Origin of the sequence: Pseudomonas sp. J452 (genome assembly GCF_024666525.1) — a bacterium.
Lineage (GTDB): Bacteria > Pseudomonadota > Gammaproteobacteria > Pseudomonadales > Pseudomonadaceae > Aquipseudomonas.
Genome location: NZ_CP088294.1, coordinates 3,233,967 through 3,258,705 on the forward strand (window position 1 = coordinate 3,233,967; position 24,739 = coordinate 3,258,705).

Genomic DNA, 24,739 nt, shown 5'->3' on the forward strand with positions numbered 1-24,739 from the left:
CACCTTGTCGCGACTGTAGCCCGCGGCCTTGAGCCGTCAAGGCGCGCCGGGCCGTGTCCTCGGCTGCGCCCACCCAGCGCTTGCCTCCTTGACGGCCCCGTCCGCGCGCTCCTGACCGTCGCGGGCGATGAACTCAGGGCTCAGAACGACGGCTTCACCGGCACAATCCGCACCCTGACGCTCAACGTCAAGGTCAAGTTCGTCCCGAACGACAGGAACAGCGAGAACGCCCCCGACTACCGCATCCAGGCGGCCGGCGGCTACGACATTGGCGCGGCCTGGAAGAAAGTCAGCCATGCCGAACGGCCCTACCTGTCCGTGACCCTAGACGCCCCTTCGTTCCCGGCGACCATCTACGCCCGGCTGATCGAGGAGGAGGACGGTACGCACAATCTGATCTGATCGCGCAGCAAGCCGGCTGCCTGACGGCCACCTCGGCGCCCCGCCCGTTGCGGCGGGGAGACTGCTACCAGGACATCTTGTTCATGTAGCGCTTGAAACTCTCGATGGAGAGCTCCAAGAAACGGCGGCTGTTCCGCGCAAAGCCTGCGTCCAGCAAAGCTGTGATAGTCGCTTCCGATTGAAGCTCCAGAATCAGTGCATTGGCTGAGGAGTCATGCCATCCAACACGCCCTACGGGCATACGGGCGAATAGTCCGTGAGGCGTATCGGCAAAGGCTTGTTCCAAACTCGCTTCGCTGTTTTCCTCCAGATAGGCAAGAGCAGCGAGCAGTTCAAATCGTTCAAACATCAGTTCAAACTCAGCCGATACACCGGCAAAGCTGGATCGCCAGTTCGTCATCACTTCGAGCAGATGATCGCTCAGGGGAGTCTTGCGGCGATCAAGTCCTTCCAACTCTTTCCAGAGCTCATTCTTCGCTCCCTTCCACTCATCCAAGAACAGCGTGGAAACCACTCGTTGAATCGCCCCTGGTTTTCTAGACACTCTCCAGTCTCTGGAAATAGCGCTTTTCAAACTCTACCGGCGACAGCTGGTTGTTGAAACCGTGCCGGCGTTTTGGGTTGTAGAACATCTCGATGTAATCGAACACATCGGCTCTGGCATCCTGCCTGGTGCTATAGATCTTTCGCCTGATCCGCTCCCGCTTCAGCAGCTGGAAAAAGCTTTCCGCTACCGCATTGTCATGGCAGTTGCCACGCCGACTCATGCTGCCAAGCAAGTTGTTGGCTTTCAGAAAGCTCTGCCAGTCGCCGCTGCTGAACTGGCTACCTTGGTCGGAATGAATCATCACTTCCTGCTTTGGCTTACGCCGCCAAACCGCCATCAGCAATGCATCAATAGCCAGATCGCTAGTCATCTGCGGCTTCATTGACCAACCGATTACCTGCCGCGAAAACAGATCGAGCACCACCGCCAAAAATAACCAACCCTCATAGGTGCGGATGTAGGTTATGTCCGTAACCCAGACCTTGTTCGGTTCAGTGACATTGAATCGACGCTCAAGATGATTCGGTGAGGCCACTGGAGGCTTGCCACCATAACGTCCTGGACGTCGCCGATACCCCGTCTGCGAACGCAGGCCTTCCTGGCGCATTAATCGAGCAACGCGATGCCTGCCGCACTGTTCTCCCAGCTCACGCAGGTCGTCATGGATTTTGCGGTAACCATAGACGCCACCGCTCTCTAACCAGGAGTGCTTGATCAAACCCAGCAGCCGCTGATCATCCTTTGCTCGTGCCGACTTCGGCTCAGCCAGCCAGGCGTAGTAGCCACTGGCATGAACTTTCAGGGTCAGGCACAGGCGGCGAACCGAATAGTCTGCGGATAGCTGACTAATGAAGGCGTACTTCAGCCGCACTCCTTGGCAAAGTACGCGGCGGCCTTTTTTAGGATGTCTCGCTCTTCGGTCACGCGCTTGAGTTCCGCACGCAGACGACGTAGCTCAGCGTGTTGATCGTCCTCTTGCGCCCGCTGTTCTTGGGGCTTGCTGTAGCGCTTCACCCAGGCATACAGGCTGTGTGTCGACATGCCCAAACGAGCAGCTACCTCAGCCACCGGCAGACCTCGCTCGGTCACCTGTTTGACTGCTTCGATTTTGAATTCTTCGGGATAACGCGGGTTGCTCATGGCACCTCCTAATGGGCCGTATTATGAGGCTCGGAGGTGTCTACGAAACTAGGGGCGATTCACTCCCAGGGCTTTCTGGTGATCCTCCATGTACATGTCGCGAGCCTCTTCCGTCTTTCTAAGATTGGCGAGCAGTACGGTGTTGGTCGCTCGCGCGTCTTGGATCTGGGTGAACCAGTAGACAATTTCGAGCCTACTCAGCTCAAGCAGCTCCTCGGGAGAGCGAATCTCTGCATTCGCCGCTGCTAGGTCTTTCTTCTGCTTGGCACGCTGCGCCTTGATCTCCTTCAGTCGCTCCAAGGGCCACTCGCGGTGGTAGATGGTGTTCCTATGCACACCTGCTAACTTGGCCAGCTGGGAGACGTTGGCCGAAATGGACGGATTCTTTTGTATTTTGTTCAACGCCTCATCGAGCGCCCGAGTGCCAGCTTCAAAACTCTCCTCATTTTTGGAGTCGTAGGCTGCCCGGCTCACACTTGCACCTCAATGCCAAGTTGCTTGAGCACACCCTCTGCCTCGATGATCGCAAGCTTCATTTGCTCGATAGACAATGCAACGTCACTCTGGCCCCGTAGCTCTTCGAAGGCCGCAGCGGGATCTGCTTCGTATCTCCTGAGCGCCAGAGTGTTTTGGACGTAGATCTCTTGCCACTTAGGCGAATTTGCCTCCGTTACCACAGCGTTCTTGCACCGGTTAGGGTTACAGCGCAGCGAGCCGATGCAAGGTATTGTGGGGTCAGTTAGATCATTCGCGTTGCCGTAGCAGTATCCGTGACCAACGTTGATGACTGCGAAATTGAGCTCAACCATTCGTTCGAAAATTTCATCGCTCGAATAGCCCGCTTCGAGATAGCCCTTGAAGTATTCCTTGAGTCGAGCACGGTGCGCGTGGGCGTTGTCGCCGGCATAGCTCCCGTTAGGGTTCATGGAGTTCATGATGAACTCCTTCTCTGCGAACCTTCGAGCGGGAGCATCGGGCCCGCCACCTGTGCTTAGGGCCTCACCGATACCGCCGTAGTCAATCGTAACGATGCCGACCCGGTTGTGACGCTTATCTTGACCGATGGTGCTGGCATGGTGCCCAAAGTGCTTAAGCTGGTAGGAAATGAAGGGCAGCCCCACGGCAGCTCTGAGCATTTGGTTGGCCAGTGAGTGCCTGAGCGTGTAGGGCGATACATCCAGCTCTTCAAGCTCCTCGAGGGTCAAGGTTTTGGCCAAAAACATACAGAGCTGATGGGTTAACCCAGAGCCGCTCAGCGAGTTGGCCTCATGCCGCATGCCAGGCTTCACGGTATTCATGTTGGCGAATAGGTATGGGTTCTGCTTGAACCGGTTCAGGATCCGCAGCACCTTAACTGCATCTTTGACGATTGGAATTGCAACCCAATGGTCGTCGAAGAGTTTTCTGATGACTTCTTGATGTTTGATGACGCTACTGATGATGAGGTCGTGTCCAAATTCATCGACTGTTAGGCAGTCATCAACTAAGCAACCTGAAAGCTCAGATGGCCTCATGCCGGTATACTGAGCAATGATGTAGCAGGCACTGTTACTGATGTGGGTCAGGTACTCATACAAGCTGTTGTCCATTTGGGTCTGTGTCAACTTGCACAGTGCCTCTTTGTCCTTCAGCATCCCCGGAGTTCGGGGAGACCAGTATTCAGGCTCCAGCTTGTAGAGGAATGGTTCGATTTCGCGCCCTGTATATCCCCTTGATGTCAAACGGTACGCGACGTAGATATCGTAGTTTCTCCTCGTCACTTCGGCATGCCAGGCTTTCTGGTAGTCAATCAGATCGAGTCGACTTAATGTGTCCTGATCCGAGATCTCTTCATTCAGTGCTCTGAGAAAATCAACAACTGCAAATGAGCCCTCACGGGAGCACTTTTCGAAAATATGGTTGCTGAACCATTTCTTTTTGGAACGGAATTTTTTGTTGGTGATGCTGTTTTGCTTCCAACTCAAGGCTTCCAGATCGACATAAGCCAAAGGTTTAGCGAAGAGATTCTCGACTAGGAAGTGCGACTTCAAGACCCGAAATCCTTGAAGAGTTGGCTCCCTGAAGGCTCGGTCAAAGCTTTCAGCCACAACCCGATAGTCTTCCTCTGTAAAGTCAGCCAAGCTGAAGTGCGACCTCTCAAAAAAGTGATCCCCATGCTCCGCTCGCTTACGGGTACACATCTGATTGATAAAGGGGATTACAGATTTGAAGATATCCAAGACCGTGTGAGGTTTGTAACTCAGAGGTGTTCTTCTGACGCGAAGAGCCCCAGGAATTTCGAGCATGCACAAAATGACCATCTTCAGCTCGAAAAGAATCGTCCAGTTGAGGCTCTCATAAGTCGCAAAGTCGATTCGGGATTTGGCTCCTTGGATGTTTCTCGCCAGAGCGTGAGGCTCTCCGTTGAAGTCCCAGAGCATATCCTTCACGAGACTCATTTTGCTTGCCGGGAGGTTCATTAGTGCTGCGAGCAACTCGAGTGCGTTCGCCCCATCGCAAGAGTGGGAGGTGACTGCAATGAGATCGTTGTCCAGGTAGCCCAAGAACCTCTCGCGCACTGCTTTGATCTTGTAAATGAGGCTATCAAACCCGAGGTTCATAGGGACACTGCCTCAATCAGAGGGCTAGGGCTGATGTGCTCTGCCAAGCGACAAGCCTCATCAAGTTGCTCCGCCGTGAAGCCATGGTCAGAAGGAGTGAGGATGCTGTTCAGTACCTCAAGGTTCTCTCGAATTACAGCGCCGTAGGGCGTTTCGGCCACGTTACTCGTGGACATTGTCGAGATGTAGTCCCACTGCATAACAAAAAGATCGGGAAGGTTCGATACGGTAATGATGGAGTTGCTACAGGAAATGCACTTGTTCAGTAACGAGCACTTAGTGCCTTTTTTGTAGCTAGACAACCTTTTTATTTCATCTGGAGGATTAAGCGCGTCCTTACAACTGACTAGGCCTGTCCTAATAATTATTGGCGACGAGTTAGTGACTGGGGGAGTTGGCTTGACTGGTTGGCTATCGTGAACAATCGTGCCTTTGTGGATTTGGGTGAGCGCCTTACTGTTGACCTCTCGAGCCGTCTTGGTGAACTCGAGTTTGTCGAGATAAATCACAGTGCTATGCAGGGACTTATGGCCTAGAATCGCCTGGATCTCCCTAATTGAAACGCCTTGCGAAACGAGGTCAGCCACGAGGCTAGGGCGAAGTCGAGAAGCTGAGAGGTTCAGGGTTTTGCCGTCTTCAGCTTCGAGGTCGTGATCCCTGGAAAATTGGTTCATTACGTTATTGATGACGGTAGAGTTCTCGAACGACTTTACCTTCCGGTATTCAGTTTTCTTTTGCGATTCGTAGATGAAAAGTCTTTCTTTGATAGGCCCCTCTGCACGCTCGCGAATGTGGCGAGTTAGGTAGATGACTTCGTCGAAGATCTTCTTGATCTCGATGCCTTGTGCCCGCGAGCACCATGTCAAATCCGCATGCATGAGGTCGAGATGAAGAACCTTTCCTCCTCCTGAACGCACTTTCCAGTACCGTAGGCAAGGGCGGTGGGTCAGCTCGTGGCGCTCTACGAAGTCATCAACATCTAGTCTTTTGAGAGAGTCGGCATTCAGCCCCGTTATTTGTGCTAGGCGAGTGATGTAAGGGGCCAGCATTCTAGAACTCACATGGTAGATCATTCCCCAACTGGTATATGTCTCAGCGACTCCTAGCCCGCCGATTTTTATCAACCGACCAAAGGCTCGCTCATAATTGTCATCGGCATCAGCCGACGACAGGCTAAGCATCCTGCCGTAGAGTTTGTTCTCAAAAATCCACCGAGCGTTTTCCAGGGTGGCCATACCTTTAACAAGGTATCCATCCTCACCTACCGGGTCGCTGCCGCCATGGAAGGGGATATAGTCCTTGGCCAAATCGTTGGTCTGTTGCCGCTCAATGTCACAAGCTTCCTGGATGGCACTTCGTACAATCTTAGGGTAGGGACGATACTGATCCGTCTCCCGAGCTGTATCGAACCCCTCTACATCAATAAACGTTGTGAGGCCCAAACCCCGAATCTTCACCGCTCGCTTGAGCATTGAACGGACTGCTGACAAGACCCCTTGTGAGTAATGTGACGTCAGGAGGTCGGCCTCCATTTGATCGGTGAGGTGCTTCCTGAATCGCGTCAGGTAATGGGCTGTGACGTACTCACGAGGATCCTCACTTCCCCTAAAGCCAACCTCGGTCAAATGCAGGGTCATCTGCCGGAAACCGTCGCTGTAATTCTGCTGGCCTGATGTGGATTTAGACTTCATCGACGCAGCGGCAAACATATGCAGGAGCTTGTTGAAGGGCCTATCGGGGTTATGTACCAGGTCTTCATACTTCGAGAGCCCGACCAGCCTGAGTTCTGAGAGCGCCTTAGTCAGGGAGTCCTCTGGCGAGGCCGCTTCCTTTTTTAGCTCGGCTTCGACTTCCCGTTCCTTGCAGTTTTTGTAATCAGCACCGATGACGCCACGTCGCGTGAGGTCAGAGAGGATGTCTTGGAAGGTCTGTTCGACGATGGCGAAGTTCGCGCGGGCCCACTTTAGATTTTTCATCCTGTCGACTTGGAACAAGCTGGCCTTTGAGCAGATGGTATTGCCGAACACTGGGATGCTTTGCTTCTCTGCCTCCGTCAGACCTTCGTACCAGCATAGAAGCTTCCGGCGCCACTCATTCGCGATTGAGGGTTGGTCGGGGATTACGATCTCCTCTTCAATCATCCGCTGGATGATCGAGTCGAGGATGTATTTCCTCGTGTTAAACGTGTTGCCGCTAGTACCCAGCTCCTTCAGGAGGTACGTGTAGGCCGGGCTCAGCTTCCCCCTTTGCGAAAGCTGCACGCTCAGCAGAGATTGGCGACTGCTCTTGGTCTTGGTGGCCCAATCCTGGATTGCTTCAGTGACTTCAAATTCCAACCGCTTGGGGCGCCTAGCCTGGCTGGGTGTCTGGGCTTCGCTGCGAAGCTGAGCGCTTGTTTGATCCTCGGGCGGCTGATGAGTAGCGCTCATTTTTGGCCTACTCGCGGATGCAGTTGGGCGCAGAAAGACATGGTGATTCCTCACGGTTAGTAACCAGGAATGAACACCATTGCGATGCGTCGGTCAAGTCGTTAAGTTAAGAAAAAACCTTATTAATCAATTAGATAAGAGTATGCTTGCGGTTTACTCTTGACGCTAAGCGTTTGTCCAATCAGTAATTTTCTCTGACTGGCATGGCGAAATGTGTCAGGTGCCGCTGTGAAAAAATTTATGAATTTAATGCTGGGTACGAGGGGCGGCGCCCTCCTTTTTGAAGCCGATGACGGCTTGCTCATCGATGTCGTGCTGTCGCGTCGCGTTGGCTGTGATGTATGAGTGGGGCTGAGCTTCTGCTTCGTCATTGACTTGAATTTCAGGTGGCAGCCTGGGCTGAAGCTATTGAGGCGTATCCCCGAGGCGCATTATTTCTTATCCCCTGACCTGATTCGTTTGGTCGTCCTCTCGCGTAGAACTTGCATTTCCCCGCATTTGGTCTTGAGGAGCGAGTCCGGCTTACAGAGCTTTTGGTAGATGTCATGGGGGATCTGAGCGTACCCCTCAGTCGTGGTGGTATGCGAATGGCCATGCCCTATCGAAAGCATCCCAAGGCGCTCGAAATAATCCTTCCCAAGATCAGGGCTTGTGAGCAGGAGGTACGCAGAGCCATGCCGGAACTTGTGTGCTGAGATTTTCCGCTTGATCTTGCCTGACGTTCGCGCCCGCTTGGAAACGCGTTCAAACAGCTTTTCAACGCTCTTGGTGGTAAAGGCCTTCCCGTGTGAATTGAAGAACGCAGGCGTCTTCTCCGGGTCTCTGATGCGCTGGCTATATCGACGGTACAGCGGTGTCCTGTGATAGTTCTCGATACGCTCCAGGGTTGTCCTGCTGACAAGGGTTACCCTGGGGACGATCTGATTCCTTCTGCCCTTACTGCCCTGGATATGCAAGGGGCTGTAATCCGCATTCACCGGGATGTTGCAATCAGCGGATACGTATTGGAGCTTTTGGTACTCAAGTGCATCTCGGATGTGCCGAAGCGTTATGCGGGGAAGCTCAGATTCCCGAATTCCGGAGTCATAGATCAGCTGCAGCATGCACCTCTCGCGCTCTGAGTCTGTGTGCAGGATCAGCTGTTCAAGTTCGAGCATGCTGCATGGCTGGACGATTGCTCTCGTGTTTGCCTTGCCTGGTCGTATCGGCCCGTGTTCATAGGGATTGTCAGACCGAAGTGGAGGTTTTCCACTGAGGCTGACGCAGAGGTGGGAACTGAAGAAATGGTGGTAGGCGGCATCGCGACCCTGCACGGTCTTGGGAGCGAGGCCCGCACCATCCAGTCGACCCAAATACACCTCAAGATTACCTAACCCGATGCTCAGCAGAAGATCGTCTCTACGGGAGTGCTCGTACTCTGGTTTGGTCTTCTGGTCTTGAAGCAGGTACGAGATACGCCTGGCATAGGACAGAACGGTTTTGTCCGCCTTTGAGACGTTTCTGTAGTTCCGGCAGAGGTAGGAGGACACTAGGGGGAGAAGCTGTTCATCGCCATCAATCAACCCGCACCCAGTCACCTTCACGAGTGGCTCGCTGCTTTCTGGCTGAGCTAGGAACTGCTCACGGTATTTGCCGTTGGCGAGGATGGAACGGCTTAGATCGAGTTCTCTGTCTCGCTCTGCAATCACTTTCATGCTCTGACGCCCTACGCATCGACTCAGGAAGGTCGGTGTGGAGTATGACTCATGGCTCAGATTCTGGAGGGGGGTGAAGCTAAGGGCTATCGGATTGTGCACTTCAGTGTAGGGGGGTAGAAATCACCGCTTCGGCGGCATGGTCGGTGCCGATCACCAGGCCGTTGTTGGCGTTGGCAATGGCGAACTGCGCGACCATGCGGATGCGTGCCTTGATATTGCCGGTGACGAAGTCACGGCGGGCGTCGCTGAGCTTCTGCAGGTGAGTGACCTGTTCGCCGAGGCCGCTGACGCTGTCGGCAATATTCACCGTGTCTTCCTCGTCGGCGCGGATGAATTTCAGCGAATCCTGGGCGTCCTGTTCGTCGTGCTGGGTGCCGTGGGGCAGGCGCACGGCGATAAAGCGATAGCTCTGGTCACCGGTTTCGGCACGCAGCTCCTCGACTGTCAGTTGCGCCAGGCGCCCGGCGGTCAGCGAGTCGACGCCGCCGCTGATGCCCAGTACCAGCACCTTGAGACCGGAGTTGCGCAGGCACTGTTTGATAAAGGCCTTGCGCTTGTCGATCTGCGCCACCAGCGCGGCGCTATCGGCGAAAGACGGCACAACATCGAGGGCGGCGGCGATTTCGGCTTGGCGATTGCTCATTTCAAAGTCCTCACTGGGCGTCGCGGACGCGAAAAACATGTTTCAGGTAGCTGACGAAGTTGTCGTCGCGGCATTGGGTCTTGCCCGGCGCATCGGAGATCTTGGCGACCGGCTGGCCATTGCAGGCGGTCATCTTGATCACGATGTTCATCGGTTCGACCCCGGGAATGTCGCAGGTCAGGTTGGTACCGATGCCGAAGCTTACGTTGATCCGCCCGCAAAGTGCACGGTAGAGCCGCAGCGACTTCTCCAGGGTGAGCCCGTCGGAGAACACCAGGGTCTTGCTCAGCGGGTCGATGCCGAGCTTCTCGTAGTGGGCGATGGCCTTCTCCGCCCACTGCAGCGGGTCGCCGGAGTCGTGGCGCAGGCCGTCGAACAGCTTGGCGAAGTACAGGTCGAAGTCGGCCAGGAAGGCATCCATGCTGATGCAGTCGGTCAGTGCAATGCCCAGCAGGCCGCGGTACTCGCGCACCCAGCAGTCCAGCGCGGCGCTCTGACTGTCGATCAGCCGTGGGCCGAGCTGCTGGTGGGCCATCAGCCATTCGTGGGCCATGGTGCCGATCGGCTTGAGGTCGAACTCGCGGGCCAGGTGCACGTTGCTGGTGCCGACGAAGCGCCCGGGGAAGTCGCGCTTGAGGATGTGCACCATCTGTTCCTGCACCCGGTAGGAGAAGCGCCGGCGGGTGCCGAAATCGGCGATCTGGAAACCTTCCAGCTCGGTGGCCGAGGCCTCGCCCTTGAGCCAGTCGAGTTTCTGGTACAGGCGCTCGCTGGCCTGCTCCAGCACCACCTCGCGGTAGCGATAGCGGTTGCGCACCTCGCTGACGATGGCCAGCAGCGGGATCTCGTAGAGGATCACATGCAACCAGGGCCCGCGCAGGCGGATACACAGCTGGCCGTCTTCGATGCTGGTGTGCACGTAGCGCAGGTTGAAGCGGAACAGGCTGAGGAAGCGGATGAAGTCGGCCTTGATGAACGGAATGCGTTCGAGGAAGGCCAACTGGTCGGCGCTCATGCTCAGCTCGGCCAGGCGCTCGATCTGATAGCGGATCTCCGCCAGGTAGGGCGTCAGGTCTTCGGCATTGCGGCAGCGGAACTCCCACTCCACCTCGGCATTGGGGTAGTTGTGCAGCACCGCCTGCATCATGGTCAGCTTGTAGAAGTCGGTATCCAGCAGGTTCTGCACGATACGCTCGGCAAATACGCTTTCACCCATGATCAGATCCTCTTGTCCGTGTTGAGGGCCGCGTCCAGCTCATCCAGGCTGGCGTACAGCTCGATGCCCGCTGCACGCATCTCGCTGCAGGCGGTTTGCGCGGTTGTTTCGGCAATGGCGCGGCAGGCCGGCAGGTAAACACCGACCTCGAAACCGGCACGGCGCAGTTGCAGGGCGGTGGTCTTCACGCAGTAGTCGAGGGCCAGGCCGCCGACCAGCACGCGCTGCACGCCATTGTGCCGGAGAAACTCGATGGCGCCCGTGCTGCGCTTCTCGGCCAGGTCGTGGTAGCAGGCGCCGTAGGGGTGCAGATCCGGCTCCACGCCTTTCCACACGAAGTAGTCGTAGTCCAGCGGCTGTGGCAGTTCATCCAGCAGTTCGAAACCGGGCGTGCCCGGCACGCAGTGGCTGACCCAGCTGAGATCGGCGTTGGCCAGCGGCAGCGGCTTGAGCATTTCCGCATGGCTCGGTGCGATCCAGGCGGCTTGCGGGCTGTGCGCGTCCTTGCTGCCCAGGCGCAGGTGGGCGCGGCTGGCCAGCTCATTCAGGGCTGGCGCGATCTGCTCGCCACCGGCCACCGGCAGCTCATTCGGACACAGCGGGGTAAAGCCCTTTTGTGCATCGACGTCGAAGCTGGCGATTTTCATGGGTAGCGCTCCTTGTTGCGCGTTTGCATGACTACATATTTCATCTGATGTAATATGTAGTCAAGCGCTTTTCATCGAAACAAGTGAAATTCACCGGGTTATTGGTCAAGATGAAATAAGTCGAAGGGATTGGAGGGGTGATGGGTGCTGCAGAAGTGCTGGCCAGCGTGGATATCGTCGCGCTGCGCCTGAGCGAGGCGGGCGAGCTGGAGCTGCTGCTGATTCGTCGTGCGCAGGCGCCATTCGCCGGGCAGTGGGCGTTGCCCGGCGTGCTGGTCAACGGCCGCTGCGCCGACCTCAGCCTGGATGCCGCGGCGACCCGTGCATTGCAGGAAAAAGCACGGGTGCAGCCGCAGCACCTGGAGCAGGTGGCGACGGTGGGCAATGCGGTGCGTGACCCGCGCGGCTGGTCGTTGAGCACCTTCTACCTGGCCCTGTTGCCCGCCGATACCGAGTTGCCGGGCGAGGACCTGTGCTTCGCCAGCCTGGCGCAGGTGCTCGATGAGCGCTTTCCGCTGCCATTCGACCATGTGCAGTTGGTGGCGCAAGCGCTGGAACGGCTGGCCGGCAAGTCGGTGTACACCTCGCTGCCGCTCTATCTGCTGGCGCCGCGCTTTACCGTGACCGAGGCGCTGGCCGCGTTTCAGGCCTGCCTGGGCCAGGCGGTACAGCACACCACCCTGCGCGGACGCCTGGAAAAGATGAAGCAGCAGGGCTGGATCAGTGATACCGGCGAGAAGAACTACCCGAAGATGGGCCGGCCGCAAAGCCTGCTGGCGCATCGGCCGCAGGGCAGTGGGGCTTTTATCTTCGATCGCAGCGTGCTGTCCTGAGAACCTGTTTACGATCTCCTGGCCGTCGGCCATACGGCGTTAAAAACAGCCTCGGAATGCTCATTTACAGCTCGTAAACTCCGCTTCCTCGGCTGTTTTTGCCTTGTCTGGCTCTAGTCCAAAAGATCGTAAACAGGTTCTGAGGCTGCACATATGTCGAAGCACTGCATTGCGTGCTCTTCATAGCGGCCTCAGCTAATCTGCAGACGAGCCTAATAAGAGTTGCCAGGACGGCCTGTATTCACACGTGCTCCCGAGTCTGCTTGGGTACTGGAACGCCGCATGATCAAGTCTTGCTGTCTTGCCCTCGGGGTTGCCCTGGGCACTGTGTTCCCGGCCAACGCCGCGAGTCTGCTGGCCGACCTGGTGGATGGCCAGGGCCAGCCGCTGGCTAATGCCGTGCTCACGCTGCGCGGTGTGCCGGGTGCCGCGCCGGGCGAGGGCATCATGGATCAGCGCGACAAGCAGTTTGCCCCCAGCGTGTTGGCCGTGCGCAGCGGCACCTCGGTGAAATTCCCCAACAGCGACAACATCCGCCACCAGGTCTATTCCTTCTCGCCGGCCAAGCGTTTCGAGTTGCGCCTGTACCAGGGCACGCCCAGCGAGCCGGTGCTGTTCGACAAGCCGGGGGTGGTGGTGCTCGGCTGCAACATCCATGACTGGATGCTCGGCTACGTGTATGTCACCGACGACCCCTGGTTCGCCGTCAGTGACGAGCAGGGGCGGTTGAAGATCGACGGTCTGCCGCCCGGTAGCTACCAGGCCAGCCTGTGGCATCCGCAGAGCCCGAACATGCTGCCGGTTGCTGCGGGTGAGCTGAAGGTTGTCGAACCCAGCCTGCAACAGCGTTTTGCCCTGCAGCTCTCGGGGCCGGTGCAGGCAGTGCCTGCGGCGCCGGCGCCGAGCTCCTTTGGTGATGCATTCAAGAAGGCCACGCGTGAAGTTCAGCCATAGCTTCCAGGCGCGCATCGCCAGCGTCTTGATCCTGCTGTTGCTGGTGGTGATCGGCGCTCTGTATTTCTCGGTCAAGGCAGCCACCGGCGTGGCCGTGCAGAACCAGCTGCGCGAGGAACTGGGCGTCGGTGGCCGGGTGTTCGAGCAATTGCTCGAAGTGCGCGGCCGCCAGTTGCACGATGCGGTGCGCGTGCTGGCGGCGGATTTCGGCTTCAAGGATGCGGTGGCCAGTGGCGACGCCGCCACCATCCGCTCGGCGCTGGCCAACCATGGCGCACGGATCAATGCCGGGGTGGTGATGCTGCTCGGGCTGGATGGCAGCCTGCAGGTCAGCACCGCCGAGCAGATCGGCAGCGACTCGATGAGCCGCCTGGCCGGGCAGATGCAGGACCCGGCCGGCAGCGGCCCGCAGGTATTCCTGCTGCCCATCGATGGTGAAGTATTCCTGCTGGTCGAGGCCATGGTCAGTGCGCCATTGCCCATCGCCCGGGTGGTGATGGGCTTTCATGTCGACGAGGCCTTCGCCAACGAATTGCGCGAGCTGACTCACCTGGAACTGACCCTGGTGTCGATCGAACAGGGCAAGCCGGCGGGCTGGGTCAGCACCTTGCCGGCCGCCCTGCACGGTGGTCTGCGCGCGGAGATCATGCAGCAGAACCTCGACAGCGGCAGCCGTTTGCTGGAACAGGATGGCCAGCGCTATCTCGGTGAGTGGCGGACCCTGGCCAGCGGCTCGAACTACAAGGTCCTGGCGCTGTTGCACAAGTCGCTGGACCAGGCCGAGGCGGCCTTTGCGCCACTCGATCAGGACATTCTGCTGATCGCCCTGGCGGCCCTGTTCGCCTCGCTGCTGGGCGCTCTGCTGCTGGCGCGCAACCTGTCGCAACCGGTACGCCAGCTGGCCCGGGTGGCCGAGCGCATCGGCCAGGGCGACTACCAGACGCCCATCACCCTGCAGCGCCGTGATGAACTGGGCAGCCTGGCGCAGACCTTCAAGAGCATGCAGGAGGGCATCGCCGAGCGTGAGCGGCAACTGGCGCACAACGCCCTGCACGATGCCCTGACCGGGCTGCCCAACCGCACCCTGGCCATTGAACGCCTGGGCAGCGCGATTACCGCGGGGCGACCGACCGCCTTGCTCTACCTGAGCGTGAGCAACTTCCGCAGCATTCTGGAAAGCAGCGGTGCGGACGGCGTCGATCTGGCCTTGCAGCAGCTCGCTCGGCGCCTGCAGGCAACCCTGCGTCCCGGCGACAGCCTGGCACGCCTGGTGGCAGATGAAATGCTGCTGTTGCTGGAGCACTGCGACAGCGACAGTGCCATCGCCGCCGCCGACAAACTGCAGCAGTTGCTGGCCAAGCCCATGACTATCGGTAGCCTGGTCATCAGCCTGGATTGCTGCATTGGCATCGCCGTCTACCCAGTCGATGGCGCGACGCCGGATGAACTGCTGCGCCGCGCCGCCATTGCCATGCAGGATGCCGCGCACCTGCCGGGCCATCTGCAGGTTTACCAGCAGGGCCGCGATGATGCCCACCAACGGCAGATCAGCCTGATCCGTGACCTGCGCCATGCCGCAAGCAATGCGGAATTGCTGCTCTATTACCAGCCCAAGCTGGATATCCGTGCCGGCCGGGTGCACGAGGCCGAGGCCCTGCTGCGCTGGAACCATCCGCAGTACGGCATGGTTTCACCGGGCGAATTCATCCCGCTGGCCGAGCGCACCGGCAGCATCCAGATCCTCACCGCCTGGGTGATCGAAGAAGTGGTGCGCCAGCTGCATGAGTGGAACAGCCGCGGCCTGCACATGCAGGTGTCGCTGAATATCTCCGCCGAAGACCTGGGCAGTCTGGAACTGGCCGAGCGCGTCGCGGCGCTGCTGGCCCGCCAGGCGGTGGCGGCCGAGCAACTGGTGTTCGAGATTACCGAGAGTGCGGTGATGCAGGACCCGGAGCGCGCCCTGGAGGTGCTGCACAGCTTGCGCAACTGCGGCATTCACCTGTCGGTGGATGACTTCGGCACCGGCTATTCCTCGCTGGCCCAGCTCAAGCGCATGCCGGTGCACGAGCTGAAGATCGACCAGTCGTTCATCCGCGAGCTGGATGAGCAGAGTGATGACGCGGTGATCGTCCGTTCGACCATCGACATGAGCCACAGCCTCGGCCTCAAGGTGGTGGCCGAGGGGGTCGAGTTCCAGCGCAACCTCGATCTGCTGCGCCTGTGGAACTGCGACACCGCCCAGGGCTACCTGATCAGCCGGCCGTTGCCGGCCCAGGCGTTCGAGCAGTGGATGCAGCAGTGGCAACCATCCGTTCTGGCCGGAGCACATTGACCATGGGCAAGACCCTCGCGCTGATTTTTCTCGGGCTGCTATGCCCGGGCCTGGTGCTGGCCGAGCAGGGCCGGCTGTTGGCCACCGGCGGCGCGAGCAGCATCGAAGGCGCGGCCGGTGGCGGTATCACGCCCTGGGCGGTGCTGTCCGGTTATGGCGAGCAGGGCGAGTGGGGCGCCAGCGCCTTCGCCACCCGCGTCGAGACCGGTGACTACCGCCTGGATGTGGCGGGTATGGCCGCGTCCTACGGCAACCGCGTGGAGCTGTCCTACGCGCGCCAGCGTTTCGACCTCGGCACCCTGGCCCGTGACCTCAGCCTGCCGGACAACAGCCTCAGCCAGGACATCCTCGGCCTCAAGGTGCGCCTATTCGGCGACCTGATCTACGACCAGCTGCCGCAGGTCTCCCTGGGCATCCAGCACAAGCGGCAGAAGGACTTTCTGGTGCCGAGCCTGATCGGCGCCCAGCGTGACGAAGACACCGAAGGCTACATCGCCGCCAGTCGCCTGCTGCTCGGTGGCGCGTTCGGCTACAACCTGCTGCTCAATGGCAACCTGCGCTACAGCCGGGCCAACGAGCTGGGCCTGCTGGGCTTCGGTGGCGACCGCCGCGACGAGCATTCTGTACTCAAGGAAGGCTCCGTGGCGGTGCTGTTCAACCCGCGCTGGGCACTGGGCGTGGAGTACCGCGAGAAGCCGGACAACCTGTCCTTCGCCGGCGAAAACGACTGGTCCGATGTGTTCATCGGCTACTTCCCCAACAAGCACCTGGCCGTGGTGCTGGCCTATGCGCGCCTGGGTGAAATTGCCGGGCTGGATAATCAGGACGGCGCCTACCTGTCCATCCAGGGGAGCTTCTGAGCATGCGCGTTCTTCTCGCTGGGCTGTGCCTGACCCTGGTCGCCTGCACCAGCCAGCCACCCAGGGATGACAGTCTCTACCGCAGCCTCGGCGAGCAAGCCGGGATCACCCGTATCGTCGAAGGCATGCTGCTCAACTCGGCACGCAACCCGCGTATCGCCCATTACTTCCGCGACATCGACATCGAGCGCCTGCGCGACAAGCTGGTCGAACAGGTCTGCGTCGAGGCCGGCGGCCCCTGCGAATACACCGGCGACAGCATGGAAGAGAGCCACAAGGGCTTGAATATCGACCGGGGTGACTTCAATGCCCTGGTCGAAGACCTGATCGACGCGATGGACGCCGAGGGCATCCCGGTCGCCGCGCAAAACCGCTTGCTGGCGCGCCTGGCACCGCTGCGCGGGCAGATCATCGAGCGTTAGCTCGCCAACTCCTTCACATCCACGCATTGCACGAGCGCGACCGGGGCTGGCTTTGGCGTATTCTGCGCAGCTGCGAGCGGCACGCTGCGGCTGCTCGCCTTTGCAGAATCCATTGATTCAGGGAGTGAAAAATGAAGTGTAAAAGCCTGCTGGTAGGTCTTTTCAGTGCTGTGGTTCTCGTCGGCTGCGGCGATAGCGAGCAGAGCCTCTCGGAGAAAGCCGGCAAAGCGGTGGGCGAGGGCGTCACCGGTTTTCTCTCCGGTGTAGGCAGTGGTGTCGATCAGAGCATGGTGGTCGAGACCGAGCTGGGCGCAGGCGCAAGCAAGGCCGGCCTGGTCAAGACCACCGCCAAGTCCAACGGTATGGCCGACGCGGAAAAGAGCTTCAGCGTCTATCTGGTGGCCAACGAGCCGTTCAAGGGCACTCTGCTGGCCAAGGCGTATAACAAGGACGGTCAGGAAATAGGCCGCGCGAAGAGCGAAGTCGATCTGCAGAAGGACGACGCCGACTACATCATCTTTGCCTTCAACGAGCGCATGGATAGCCAATTGGTACACAAGTACCTGGTTGACACCGTGCAGTAAGCCTTGCTCCACCCTCCACGCGCCGGCACCTTTGCCGGCGCGCTGGTTTCAAACGGCTGTATGGATAAAGTTCCCTGCCTCGGAGTTTTCCGCAAAAACTCCAGAGTTTCCTGCAAGAAGCTGTCACCCCCCTGTCACTAGAGTCCTGCATCCCAGCAAACCGCTGGCGCAACCCGGTTGTTCGCGGCGTGTTTTGCTCTCCCGGCCAGGTTGCACTCTGTTTTCGCCGGCGCGAGCTAAAGTTGAGTAGAGACGTAGGTTGATTGGCTCTCACCCGGATGACCGAGAGCAGCATGGCAGCGCGGATGGCGCCACCCCATTCATGACCCGTTCCTGCAGCAGGAGCGGGTTCTAAGAGCCTGTTCAAAGTCTCGCGGGCTAGAGCCAGGCAAGGAGAAATCGGGCGAAGAAGCGGAGTTTACGAGCTGTAAATGAGCATTCTGAGCCCGATTTCAACGCAGCATGGCCGACGCGCAGCAGACATTGAACAGGTTCTAAGCGGCCCGCCACAAGCGGGCGTAATGCCAACCAGGCTGCGGATCACCCACCGCAGCGCCATAACAACAAACGAGAGGGCATCCTCCCATGACCGCTAGCACCCCCATGCTGATCACTTTCGTGGTGTACATCGCCGCGATGGTACTGATCGGGCTATTCGCCTACATGCGTACCAAGAACCTGTCCGACTACATTCTTGGCGGTCGCAGCCTCGGTAGTTTTGTTACCGCGCTGTCCGCTGGTGCCTCCGACATGAGCGGCTGGCTGCTGATGGGCCTGCCGGGCGCCGTGTACATGTCCGGCCTGTCCGAAGGCTGGATCGCCATCGGCCTGATCGTCGGTGCCTACCTCAACTGGCTGCTCGTCGCCGGCCGTCTGCGTGTGCAGACCGAGCACAACGGCAACGCGCTGACCCTGCCGGACTACTTCACCAATCGCTTCGAAGACAACAGCCGCATCCTGCGCATCTTCTCCGCCCTGGTGATCCTGGTGTTCTTCACCATCTACTGCGCCTCGGGCGTGGTGGCCGGTGCCCGCCTATTCGAAAGCACCTTCGGCATGAGCTACGAAACCGCCCTGTGGGCCGGTGCTGCAGCGACCATCGCCTACACCTTCATCGGCGGCTTCCTGGCGGTGAGCTGGACGGACACCGTGCAGGCCACCCTGATGATCTTCGCCCTGATCCTCGCTCCGGTCATGGTGCTGGTGGCCACCGGTGGTATGGACAGCACCTTCGCTGCCATCGAGCTGAAGGACGCCACCAACTTCGACATGCTCAAAGGCACGACCTTTGTCGGCGTGATCTCGCTGATGGCCTGGGGCCTGGGCTACTTCGGTCAGCCGCACATCCTGGCGCGCTTCATGGCGGCCGACTCGGTCAAATCGATCCCGGCTGCCCGTCGCATCTCCATGACCTGGATGATCCTCTGCCTCGGTGGTGCCGTGGCGGTAGGCTTCTTCGGTATCGCCTACTTCTCGGCTAACCCGGACCTGGCTGGCCCGGTTACCGAGAACCCGGAGCGCGTGTTCATCGAGCTGTCCAAGCTGCTGTTCAACCCGTGGATCGCTGGTGTGCTGCTGTCGGCCATCCTCGCCGCCGTGATGTCCACCCTGAGCTGCCAGCTGCTGGTGTGCTCCAGCGCCCTGACCGAGGACTTCTACAAGGCCTTCCTGCGCAAAGGCGCCAGCCAGAACGAACTGGTCTGGGTCGGCCGTGCCATGGTGCTGCTGGTTGCGGTGATCGCCATTGCCCTGGCCTCCAACCCGGACAACCGTGTGCTGGGCCTGGTCTCCTACGCCTGGGCTGGCTTCGGTGCCGCCTTCGGTCCGGTGGTGATCCTCTCCGTGATGTGGAAAGGCATGACCCGCAACGGCGCGCTGGCCGGCATGATCGTCGGTGCGGTGACCGTGGTGGTGTGGAAGAACTGGATCGGTCTGGGCCTGTACGAAATCATTCCGGGCTTCATCCTCGCCACCCTGGCCATTCTGGTCTTCAGCCGCATCGGCAACGGCGCTTCGAAAACCATGCAACAGCGCTTCGACATGGCCGAGAAGGAATACCAGGACGCCCATATCTGATACCCCCAGGCGCGGCTGGCCGGTCGTCCAGTCGCGTCTTCGCTTCGCCCCAGGTCCAGTACCTGACGGCGGGGCACCACGCACGACCCGATAGTGCTTTGCGGCCCACGTCTCCCGGCGTTGGGCCGTTTTTTTGCCTGCGATAAAGCCCCCAGCCCTGCTGTTCGCTCAAGAAAAACACTGCAACGTCCCAACGGGGTCGCGGCGTTTTTTCTGCTGTGGGCAACCTGTAGGAGCGAGCTCTGCTCGCGAACTGGGCATCCCATAGAGCTTCGCGAGCAGAGCTCGCTCCTACGGTCTGGGCGTTTTACCTGCCTACCTCAGCCCCGCCTTTCTGTAGGAGCGGGCTTAGCCTCGATGCCTCGCCGCAACGTCGATCCCCCATTCCAGCCAAAGTCGCTCACGGAGAAGGGCGCCAACGCTTGGGCAATCTGCGTTGCCGCGCCTGCCTCCGATTGGGGCGTGACCTGTTTTGGGGCTTGGATTAACGCGCCGACATGGTGCGTGACTGTTTGGTCGTATATTTAACTAATTGAAATTAAACAATAAATTCCTATGGCACGGCCCTTGCGATGCTTGTTACGACCAGGTGGCAAGGAGTACGGCATGGTCCGCACCTTTTTTGATGAGATGTATGAAGCGAGCAGCATCGTTCGCCCGCACTACCGGGAGTTCGCTCGCTGGTTGGCCGCTACGCCGGAAGAACTGCTGGCCCAGCGCCGCCGCGAAGCCGACCTGTTGTTCCACCGCGCCGGTATCACTTTCACCCTCTACGGCGATGAGCAGGGCACCGAGCGCCTGATCCCCTTCGACATCATCCCGCGCAGCATCCCCGCCAGTGAATGGCGCATTGTCGAGGCCGGCTGCATCCAGCGCGTGCAGGCGCTGAACATGTTCCTCGCCGACCTCTACCACGACCAGCGCATCATCAAGGCCGGCATCATCCCCGCCGAACAGGTGCTGGCCAACGAGGGCTATCAACTGGCCATGCAGGGCCTCGACCTGCACCGCGACATCTACGCGCATATCGCCGGGGTCGACCTGGTACGCGATGGCGACGGCACCTACTACGTGCTGGAAGACAACCTGCGCACCCCCAGCGGCGTGAGCTACATGCTCGAAGACCGCAAGATGATGATGCGCCTGTTCCCCGAACTGTTCGCCATGCAGCGCGTGGCGCCCATCGACCACTACCCGAGCCTGCTGCTGGAAACCCTGAAAAGCTCCAGTCCGCTGGACAACCCCAATGTGGTGGTGCTGACCCCGGGCCGTTTCAACAGCGCCTATTTCGAGCACGCCTTCCTCGCCCGCGAGATGGGCGTGGAGCTGGTGGAAGGTGCCGACCTGTTCGTCCGTGACGACAAGGTGTTCATGCGTACCACCTCCGGCCCGCAGGCGGTGGATGTGATCTACCGTCGCCTGGACGACGCCTTCCTCGACCCGCTGGCCTTCAACCCGGATTCCATGCTCGGCGTGCCCGGCCTGCTCTCGTCTTATCGCAGCGGCAATGTGGTACTGGCCAACGCGGTGGGTACCGGGGTGGCGGATGACAAATCGATCTACCCCTATGTCACCGACATGATCCGCTTCTACCTGGACGAAGAACCGATCCTGAAGAACGTGCCGACCTGGCAGTGCCGCAAGCCCGAGGACCTGTCCCACGTGCTGGCCCATCTGCCCGAGCTGGTGGTCAAGGAAACCCAGGGCTCCGGTGGCTACGGCATGCTGGTCGGCCCGGCCGCGAGCAAGGCCGAGATCGAGGCCTTCCGCGCCCGGCTCAAGGCCAACCCGGCGGCCTATATCGCCCAGCCCACGCTGTGCCTGTCGACCTGCCCGACTTTCGTCGAAAGCGGCATCGCGCCGCGCCATATCGATCTGCGCCCGTTCGTCCTGTCCGGCCGCGAAACCCGCCTGGTGCCGGGCGGCCTGACCCGCGTGGCACTGCGCGAAGGCTCGCTGGTGGTCAACTCGTCGCAAGGCGGCGGAACCAAGGACACCTGGGTGGTCGAGGACTAATCATGCTGAGCAGAACTGCCTCCGATCTGTACTGGATGTCGCGCTACCTGGAGCGCGCCGAGAACCTCGCGCGCATGCTCGACGTCAGCTATTCGCTATCGCTGATGCCGCAGGACGGCCGTGGCGACGGCCTCGACGAACTGGCCATGCCGTTGTTGATCACCGGCACCCTGGACGATTACCTGGAACGCCACGGCGAAATGCACGCCGAGCGCATGCTGCACTTCTTCGCCCTCGATGCGGACAACCCGGCGAGCATCTACTGCTGCCTGCAGGCGGCGCGCAGCAACGCCCATGCCGTGCGCGGGCGGATCACCGCCGATATGTGGGAGAACATCAACGCCACCTGGCTGGAGATGCGCGGCATCGCCGCCCAGGGCCTGGGGCGCTACGGCATCAGCCGTTTCTGCGAGTGGGTCAAGGAGCGCTCGCACCTGTTCCGCGGCGCCACCTTCGGCACCATCATGCGCGGCGAGGCGTACCGCTTCATCCGCCTGGGTACCTTCCTCGAGCGCGCCGACAACACCTTGCGTCTGCTCGATGCACGTTACGAAATGCTCGGCGAGGAGGCCGATGCGGTCAGCGACACCTCGGCGCGCGGTTACTACCAGTGGAGTGCGCTGCTGCGTGCGCTGTCCTCTTTCGAGGCCTTCACCGAGATATACCGCGGCTCACCGCGCACCCGCAAGATCGCCGAACTGCTGCTGCTGCGCCCGGACGTACCGCGCTCGCTGCGCTCGTGCATGGAAGAACTTAACCTGATGCTCTCCGGCCTGCCCGGCGAGAACGGCCGCCCGGCCCAGCGCATGGCCGCCGAACTCGACGCCCGGCTGCGCTACACCAGCATCGACGAGGTCCTCGACGAGGGCCTGCATGTCTGGCTCACCGATTTCATCCTGCTCGTCCGGCAGTTGGGCAGCTCCATCCACACGTCCTATCTGGAGGTCGTATGAGACTCTCGATCCGTCACGACACCACCTACAACTACGATGACCAGGTGCGTTCCAGCATCCAGTACCTGCGCCTGACCCCGCAGGAGAGCGTGCGCCAGCATGTGCTCAGCTGGCAGCTCGACCTGCCGCGCGCGGTGCGTGCCCAGCGCGACCCGCACGGCAACATCCTGCATGTACTGACCCTCGATGAACCCCACGAAGCACTGGTGATCGGTGCCCGCGGCCAGGTCGAAATCGACGAACACTGCGAGTCTGAAGGCGACAGCCACTCGGCCCTGCCGTACCTGCGCTTCACCAGCCTGACCCAGCCGGACGACGCCCTGTACGACTTCGCCCAGGCCAGCAGCGCCGGTCGCCGGGATCGCGATAGCCTGATCAGCCTGATGCATGGCCTGCACGAGCAGATGCCCTATACCCCCGGCGCCACCAAGGTCGAGAGCACTGCCGCCGAGGCTTTCGCCGGCCGTGCCGGAGTCTGCCAGGACCACACCCACGCGTTCCTCGCTTGCGCCCGCAGCCTGGGCGTGCCGGCGCGTTACGTGTCGGGTTACCTGTTCACCGAAGACAGCGGCCACCTGGCCAGCCACGCCTGGGCCGAAGCCTGGCTGGACGATGGCTGGTACAGCTTCGACGTGACCAACCAGCTAGCCCGCCCGGAGCGCCACCTCAAACTGGCCGTCGGCCTGGACTACCTCGACGCCTGCCCGGTACGCGGCATGCGCCGTGGCGGTGGCGGCGAGCAGATGCATGCGCGGGTCAAGGTTTCGCCGTTGCTGCAGGTGCAGCAGCAGTAGCCACTCAGCTAGCGCCAAGCGCCGAGGTCGATACCCCGGCGCAGCGGACAAGCCTCGTCGTAGGAGCAGCTTCAGCCGCGAAGGGGCACTGCTGCGCAGCAGCCGCCAGGCCAAAGGCCGACGAAAAGCACATGCCTCCCGCAGCATCGGCGGCAGCTGGAAACAGCCAGGAAAGCAGGGCTATTGCGGGCTAAAGATGGACACCGTATTTGGCATATATCTTTTCTATAACACCCTGCTGCTTGAGTTCTAAAATCGCCGCATCCAGTTTTTCCAGCCAGGCCTCATGCTTGGGATGAACGCGCATGCTGACATCGAAAGAACTCATGACATCGCCGATTTCAAGATGTCGATATTTGGCCATCTTGACCATGCTGTATTGGACGATGGCCTTATTGGCCACGACTTGATCGAAGCGCGATTTCGTCAGCATCTCCAACAACTGCTCTTCATTCAAACCATTGCGGCGGTCGATCAGCCCTGCGTTGATCAGTGCCGCTAAATCAGGATAAGCATATCCACGCACCAGGCCCACCGACTTGCCGCGCAAGTCTTCAGGTTGTTTCACCGGGAAAGACTTGCCCGGAGCAAACACCATGACATCGACAACCTTGCCAAATGGCACGGTGAATACCCCGGGAACCGACTGATTGTGCACCCAGCCGGGGTAAACACCGGGTTCTATATCGAGTTGTCCCGCATTAAACAGCAAGCTAATGCGTGGGTAGGGGTAATACTGCACATCGAAAGTATCCCCCGTCAGTTTGCCCAGTTCATCGAATATATCCTGATAGATGCCCGTCTTGCCGTCTTCAATCATCATCGGCGGATAGTTATAGAAACCCACCGAAAACGTGGCGGCATAGGCACCAGGCAAGGAATAAGCGAGGAACAGTAGGGCGAACGTCTTGATTAGCCACTTCATCACAGTCCCCTCAGCACTTGAATGTTCAGAGTAGCCCACAGCCAATCATCGAGGCGGCCTGGCCAGCCCCGCGACCGATGCTCGGCTTTAACTCGTCACTCAGGCACGGCGCTGTAGCAACCCGCGGTAACAGGTAAACCCCGTCGTACAAGCGCTTCAGCCGCGAAGCGAAGCACTGCGTTCTTGCGCAAGCCAACCCGTTTCACTGCCTGCGCTACAAACCCCAATTGCTCCTCGCCAGCGCGCATCCTCAGGCCTTGCTCGACTCCGCGGTGAACAGTGCCTTGCTCCTGATATAGGTCACCACCGCGAAAACAATAAAACCGATCCCCAGCATAAAGGGCAGGTCGGTCACGCCGCCGGAGCGGTAGCCGTAAAAGGAAAACGCGCCGCCCATGAACAAATAGAAAAGCGATGTGATCAGGATGTTCTGCGGCGCGGCCGAGTAGATTTCCGAGTTCTTGTCGATGATGAACTGATAGGCCTCGACCATGGCCTCATGCTTGTCCTTGCAGGCCAGGCCGTGGTCCATATCCGTCGTGCATTCTGCGCACAGGCCTTTGCAGCAAGCCTTGCAGGTGCCGAGGGCAGGGGTGTCGGGGTGGTTGAAGCAATGCATGGATGTCCTCCCTGGACAGGATGAGCAAGGTTGAAACGCGAACGCTTCTA

Annotated in this window: 21 protein-coding genes and 1 pseudogene; 11 read left to right on the forward strand and 11 right to left on the reverse strand. The window is 59.7% G+C overall.

Annotated elements, in window-relative coordinates; genetic code table 11:
- Positions 1–111 precede the first annotated feature (111 nt).
- Positions 112–402, forward strand: a complete 291-nt coding sequence (locus tag LRS11_RS14680) for a DUF736 domain-containing protein (RefSeq protein ID WP_192210364.1) — start codon at positions 112–114, stop codon at positions 400–402.
- A 64-nt stretch (positions 403–466) separates the two neighbouring features.
- Here the strand turns inward: LRS11_RS14680 and LRS11_RS14685 are convergent, their stop codons facing one another.
- From LRS11_RS14685 to LRS11_RS14725, 9 genes and pseudogenes are all read right to left on the reverse strand, one after another.
- Positions 467–946 (reverse strand): hypothetical protein, encoded by a 480-nt coding sequence (locus LRS11_RS14685; protein WP_260493667.1) that lies wholly within the window; start codon positions 944–946, stop codon positions 467–469.
- A protein-coding gene (locus LRS11_RS14690; RefSeq protein ID WP_260493668.1) for an IS3 family transposase occupies positions 939–2,089 on the reverse strand; the annotation gives its coding sequence in 2 pieces (ribosomal slippage) (positions 939–1,846 and positions 1,846–2,089; 1,152 coding nt in all). Before LRS11_RS14690 ends, LRS11_RS14685 begins: the two co-directional genes overlap by 8 nt.
- A gap of 48 nt (positions 2,090–2,137) precedes the next feature.
- Positions 2,138–2,563, reverse strand: a complete 426-nt coding sequence (locus tag LRS11_RS14695) for a helix-turn-helix domain-containing protein (RefSeq protein ID WP_260493669.1) — start codon at positions 2,561–2,563, stop codon at positions 2,138–2,140.
- Positions 2,560–4,689: a site-specific integrase gene (locus tag LRS11_RS14700; protein ID WP_260493670.1), complete on the reverse strand. Its 2,130-nt coding sequence runs from the start codon at positions 4,687–4,689 to the stop codon at positions 2,560–2,562. Before LRS11_RS14700 ends, LRS11_RS14695 begins: the two co-directional genes overlap by 4 nt.
- Positions 4,686–7,118, reverse strand: coding sequence for a tyrosine-type recombinase/integrase (locus LRS11_RS14705; RefSeq protein WP_260493671.1), 2,433 nt, complete (start codon positions 7,116–7,118; stop codon positions 4,686–4,688). The genes LRS11_RS14700 and LRS11_RS14705 overlap by 4 nt, the downstream gene beginning before the upstream one ends.
- Positions 7,119–7,549: 431 nt before the next feature.
- Positions 7,550–8,812, reverse strand: a complete 1,263-nt coding sequence (locus LRS11_RS14710) for a tyrosine-type recombinase/integrase (protein ID WP_260493672.1) — start codon at positions 8,810–8,812, stop codon at positions 7,550–7,552.
- A 121-nt stretch (positions 8,813–8,933) separates the two neighbouring features.
- A pseudogene (gene nadE / locus LRS11_RS14715) lies at positions 8,934–9,458 on the reverse strand (NAD(+) synthase); the annotation flags it as partial.
- 10 nt (positions 9,459–9,468) lie between these two features.
- On the reverse strand, positions 9,469–10,674 hold the full coding sequence (pncB, locus tag LRS11_RS14720; RefSeq protein ID WP_260493673.1) for a nicotinate phosphoribosyltransferase: 1,206 nt from the start codon (positions 10,672–10,674) through the stop codon (positions 9,469–9,471).
- A 2-nt stretch (positions 10,675–10,676) separates the two neighbouring features.
- Positions 10,677–11,321 carry a nicotinamidase gene (locus LRS11_RS14725; RefSeq protein ID WP_260493674.1) on the reverse strand — a complete coding sequence of 215 codons (645 nt, stop codon included), beginning with the start codon at positions 11,319–11,321 and terminating at the stop codon, positions 10,677–10,679.
- Between the two features lie 140 nt (positions 11,322–11,461).
- Between LRS11_RS14725 and LRS11_RS14730 the strand changes: the two genes are divergently transcribed.
- From LRS11_RS14730 to LRS11_RS14775, 10 genes are all read left to right on the forward strand, one after another.
- Positions 11,462–12,154 carry an NUDIX hydrolase gene (locus tag LRS11_RS14730; RefSeq protein WP_260493675.1) on the forward strand — a complete coding sequence of 231 codons (693 nt, stop codon included), beginning with the start codon at positions 11,462–11,464 and terminating at the stop codon, positions 12,152–12,154.
- 282 nt (positions 12,155–12,436) lie between these two features.
- On the forward strand, positions 12,437–13,108 hold the full coding sequence (locus tag LRS11_RS14735) for a methylamine utilization protein (protein ID WP_260493676.1): 672 nt from the start codon (positions 12,437–12,439) through the stop codon (positions 13,106–13,108).
- On the forward strand, positions 13,092–15,440 hold the full coding sequence (locus LRS11_RS14740; RefSeq protein ID WP_260493677.1) for a putative bifunctional diguanylate cyclase/phosphodiesterase: 2,349 nt from the start codon (positions 13,092–13,094) through the stop codon (positions 15,438–15,440). Before LRS11_RS14735 ends, LRS11_RS14740 begins: the two co-directional genes overlap by 17 nt.
- 2 nt (positions 15,441–15,442) lie before the next feature.
- Positions 15,443–16,300 (forward strand): DUF3034 family protein, encoded by an 858-nt coding sequence (locus LRS11_RS14745; RefSeq protein ID WP_260493678.1) that lies wholly within the window; start codon positions 15,443–15,445, stop codon positions 16,298–16,300.
- 2 nt (positions 16,301–16,302) lie between these two features.
- Entirely contained in the window at positions 16,303–16,722 is a 420-nt protein-coding gene (locus tag LRS11_RS14750) for a group 1 truncated hemoglobin (RefSeq protein WP_260493679.1), read from the forward strand.
- Between the two features lie 131 nt (positions 16,723–16,853).
- A complete protein-coding gene (locus LRS11_RS14755) occupies positions 16,854–17,306 on the forward strand; it encodes a hypothetical protein (RefSeq protein WP_260493680.1) in 453 nt (150 codons plus the stop codon).
- Between the two features lie 585 nt (positions 17,307–17,891).
- A complete protein-coding gene (gene putP / locus LRS11_RS14760; RefSeq protein ID WP_260493681.1) occupies positions 17,892–19,382 on the forward strand; it encodes a sodium/proline symporter PutP in 1,491 nt (496 codons plus the stop codon).
- Positions 19,383–19,988: 606 nt separating this feature from the next.
- Positions 19,989–21,398 carry a circularly permuted type 2 ATP-grasp protein gene (locus tag LRS11_RS14765; protein WP_260493682.1) on the forward strand — a complete coding sequence of 470 codons (1,410 nt, stop codon included), beginning with the start codon at positions 19,989–19,991 and terminating at the stop codon, positions 21,396–21,398.
- 2 nt (positions 21,399–21,400) lie between these two features.
- Positions 21,401–22,351, forward strand: coding sequence for an alpha-E domain-containing protein (locus LRS11_RS14770; RefSeq protein ID WP_260493683.1), 951 nt, complete (start codon positions 21,401–21,403; stop codon positions 22,349–22,351).
- Entirely contained in the window at positions 22,348–23,145 is a 798-nt protein-coding gene (locus LRS11_RS14775) for a transglutaminase family protein (protein WP_260493684.1), read from the forward strand. The genes LRS11_RS14770 and LRS11_RS14775 overlap by 4 nt, the downstream gene beginning before the upstream one ends.
- Positions 23,146–23,335: 190 nt before the next feature.
- Here LRS11_RS14775 and LRS11_RS14780 read toward each other — a convergent pair whose 3' ends face one another.
- Both LRS11_RS14780 and LRS11_RS14785 read right to left on the reverse strand, forming a co-directional pair.
- Entirely contained in the window at positions 23,336–24,070 is a 735-nt protein-coding gene (locus tag LRS11_RS14780) for a substrate-binding periplasmic protein (protein ID WP_260493685.1), read from the reverse strand.
- A 250-nt stretch (positions 24,071–24,320) separates the two neighbouring features.
- Positions 24,321–24,689, reverse strand: a complete 369-nt coding sequence (locus tag LRS11_RS14785; RefSeq protein ID WP_260493686.1) for a hypothetical protein — start codon at positions 24,687–24,689, stop codon at positions 24,321–24,323.
- Positions 24,690–24,739 lie beyond the last annotated feature (50 nt).

Bases quoted from the DNA above. Each gene is read 5' to 3' on its own strand.
- LRS11_RS14700 (WP_260493670.1), bottom strand. From the start codon at position 4,689: ATGAACCTCGGGTTTGATAGCCTCATTTACAAGATCAAAGCAGTGCGC.
- LRS11_RS14705 (WP_260493671.1), bottom strand. From the start codon at position 7,118: ATGAGCGCTACTCATCAGCCGCCCGAGGATCAAACAAGCGCTCAGCTT.
- LRS11_RS14710 (WP_260493672.1), bottom strand. From the start codon at position 8,812: ATGAAAGTGATTGCAGAGCGAGACAGAGAACTCGATCTAAGCCGTTCC.
- pncB (WP_260493673.1), bottom strand. From the start codon at position 10,674: ATGGGTGAAAGCGTATTTGCCGAGCGTATCGTGCAGAACCTGCTGGAT.
- LRS11_RS14725 (WP_260493674.1), bottom strand. From the start codon at position 11,321: ATGAAAATCGCCAGCTTCGACGTCGATGCACAAAAGGGCTTTACCCCG.
- LRS11_RS14730 (WP_260493675.1), top strand. From the start codon at position 11,462: ATGGGTGCTGCAGAAGTGCTGGCCAGCGTGGATATCGTCGCGCTGCGC.
- LRS11_RS14735 (WP_260493676.1), top strand. From the start codon at position 12,437: ATGATCAAGTCTTGCTGTCTTGCCCTCGGGGTTGCCCTGGGCACTGTG.
- LRS11_RS14745 (WP_260493678.1), top strand. From the start codon at position 15,443: ATGGGCAAGACCCTCGCGCTGATTTTTCTCGGGCTGCTATGCCCGGGC.
- LRS11_RS14750 (WP_260493679.1), top strand. From the start codon at position 16,303: ATGCGCGTTCTTCTCGCTGGGCTGTGCCTGACCCTGGTCGCCTGCACC.
- LRS11_RS14755 (WP_260493680.1), top strand. From the start codon at position 16,854: ATGAAGTGTAAAAGCCTGCTGGTAGGTCTTTTCAGTGCTGTGGTTCTC.
- putP (WP_260493681.1), top strand. From the start codon at position 17,892: ATGACCGCTAGCACCCCCATGCTGATCACTTTCGTGGTGTACATCGCC.
- LRS11_RS14765 (WP_260493682.1), top strand. From the start codon at position 19,989: ATGGTCCGCACCTTTTTTGATGAGATGTATGAAGCGAGCAGCATCGTT.
- LRS11_RS14770 (WP_260493683.1), top strand. From the start codon at position 21,401: ATGCTGAGCAGAACTGCCTCCGATCTGTACTGGATGTCGCGCTACCTG.
- LRS11_RS14775 (WP_260493684.1), top strand. From the start codon at position 22,348: ATGAGACTCTCGATCCGTCACGACACCACCTACAACTACGATGACCAG.
- LRS11_RS14780 (WP_260493685.1), bottom strand. From the start codon at position 24,070: ATGAAGTGGCTAATCAAGACGTTCGCCCTACTGTTCCTCGCTTATTCC.
- LRS11_RS14785 (WP_260493686.1), bottom strand. From the start codon at position 24,689: ATGCATTGCTTCAACCACCCCGACACCCCTGCCCTCGGCACCTGCAAG.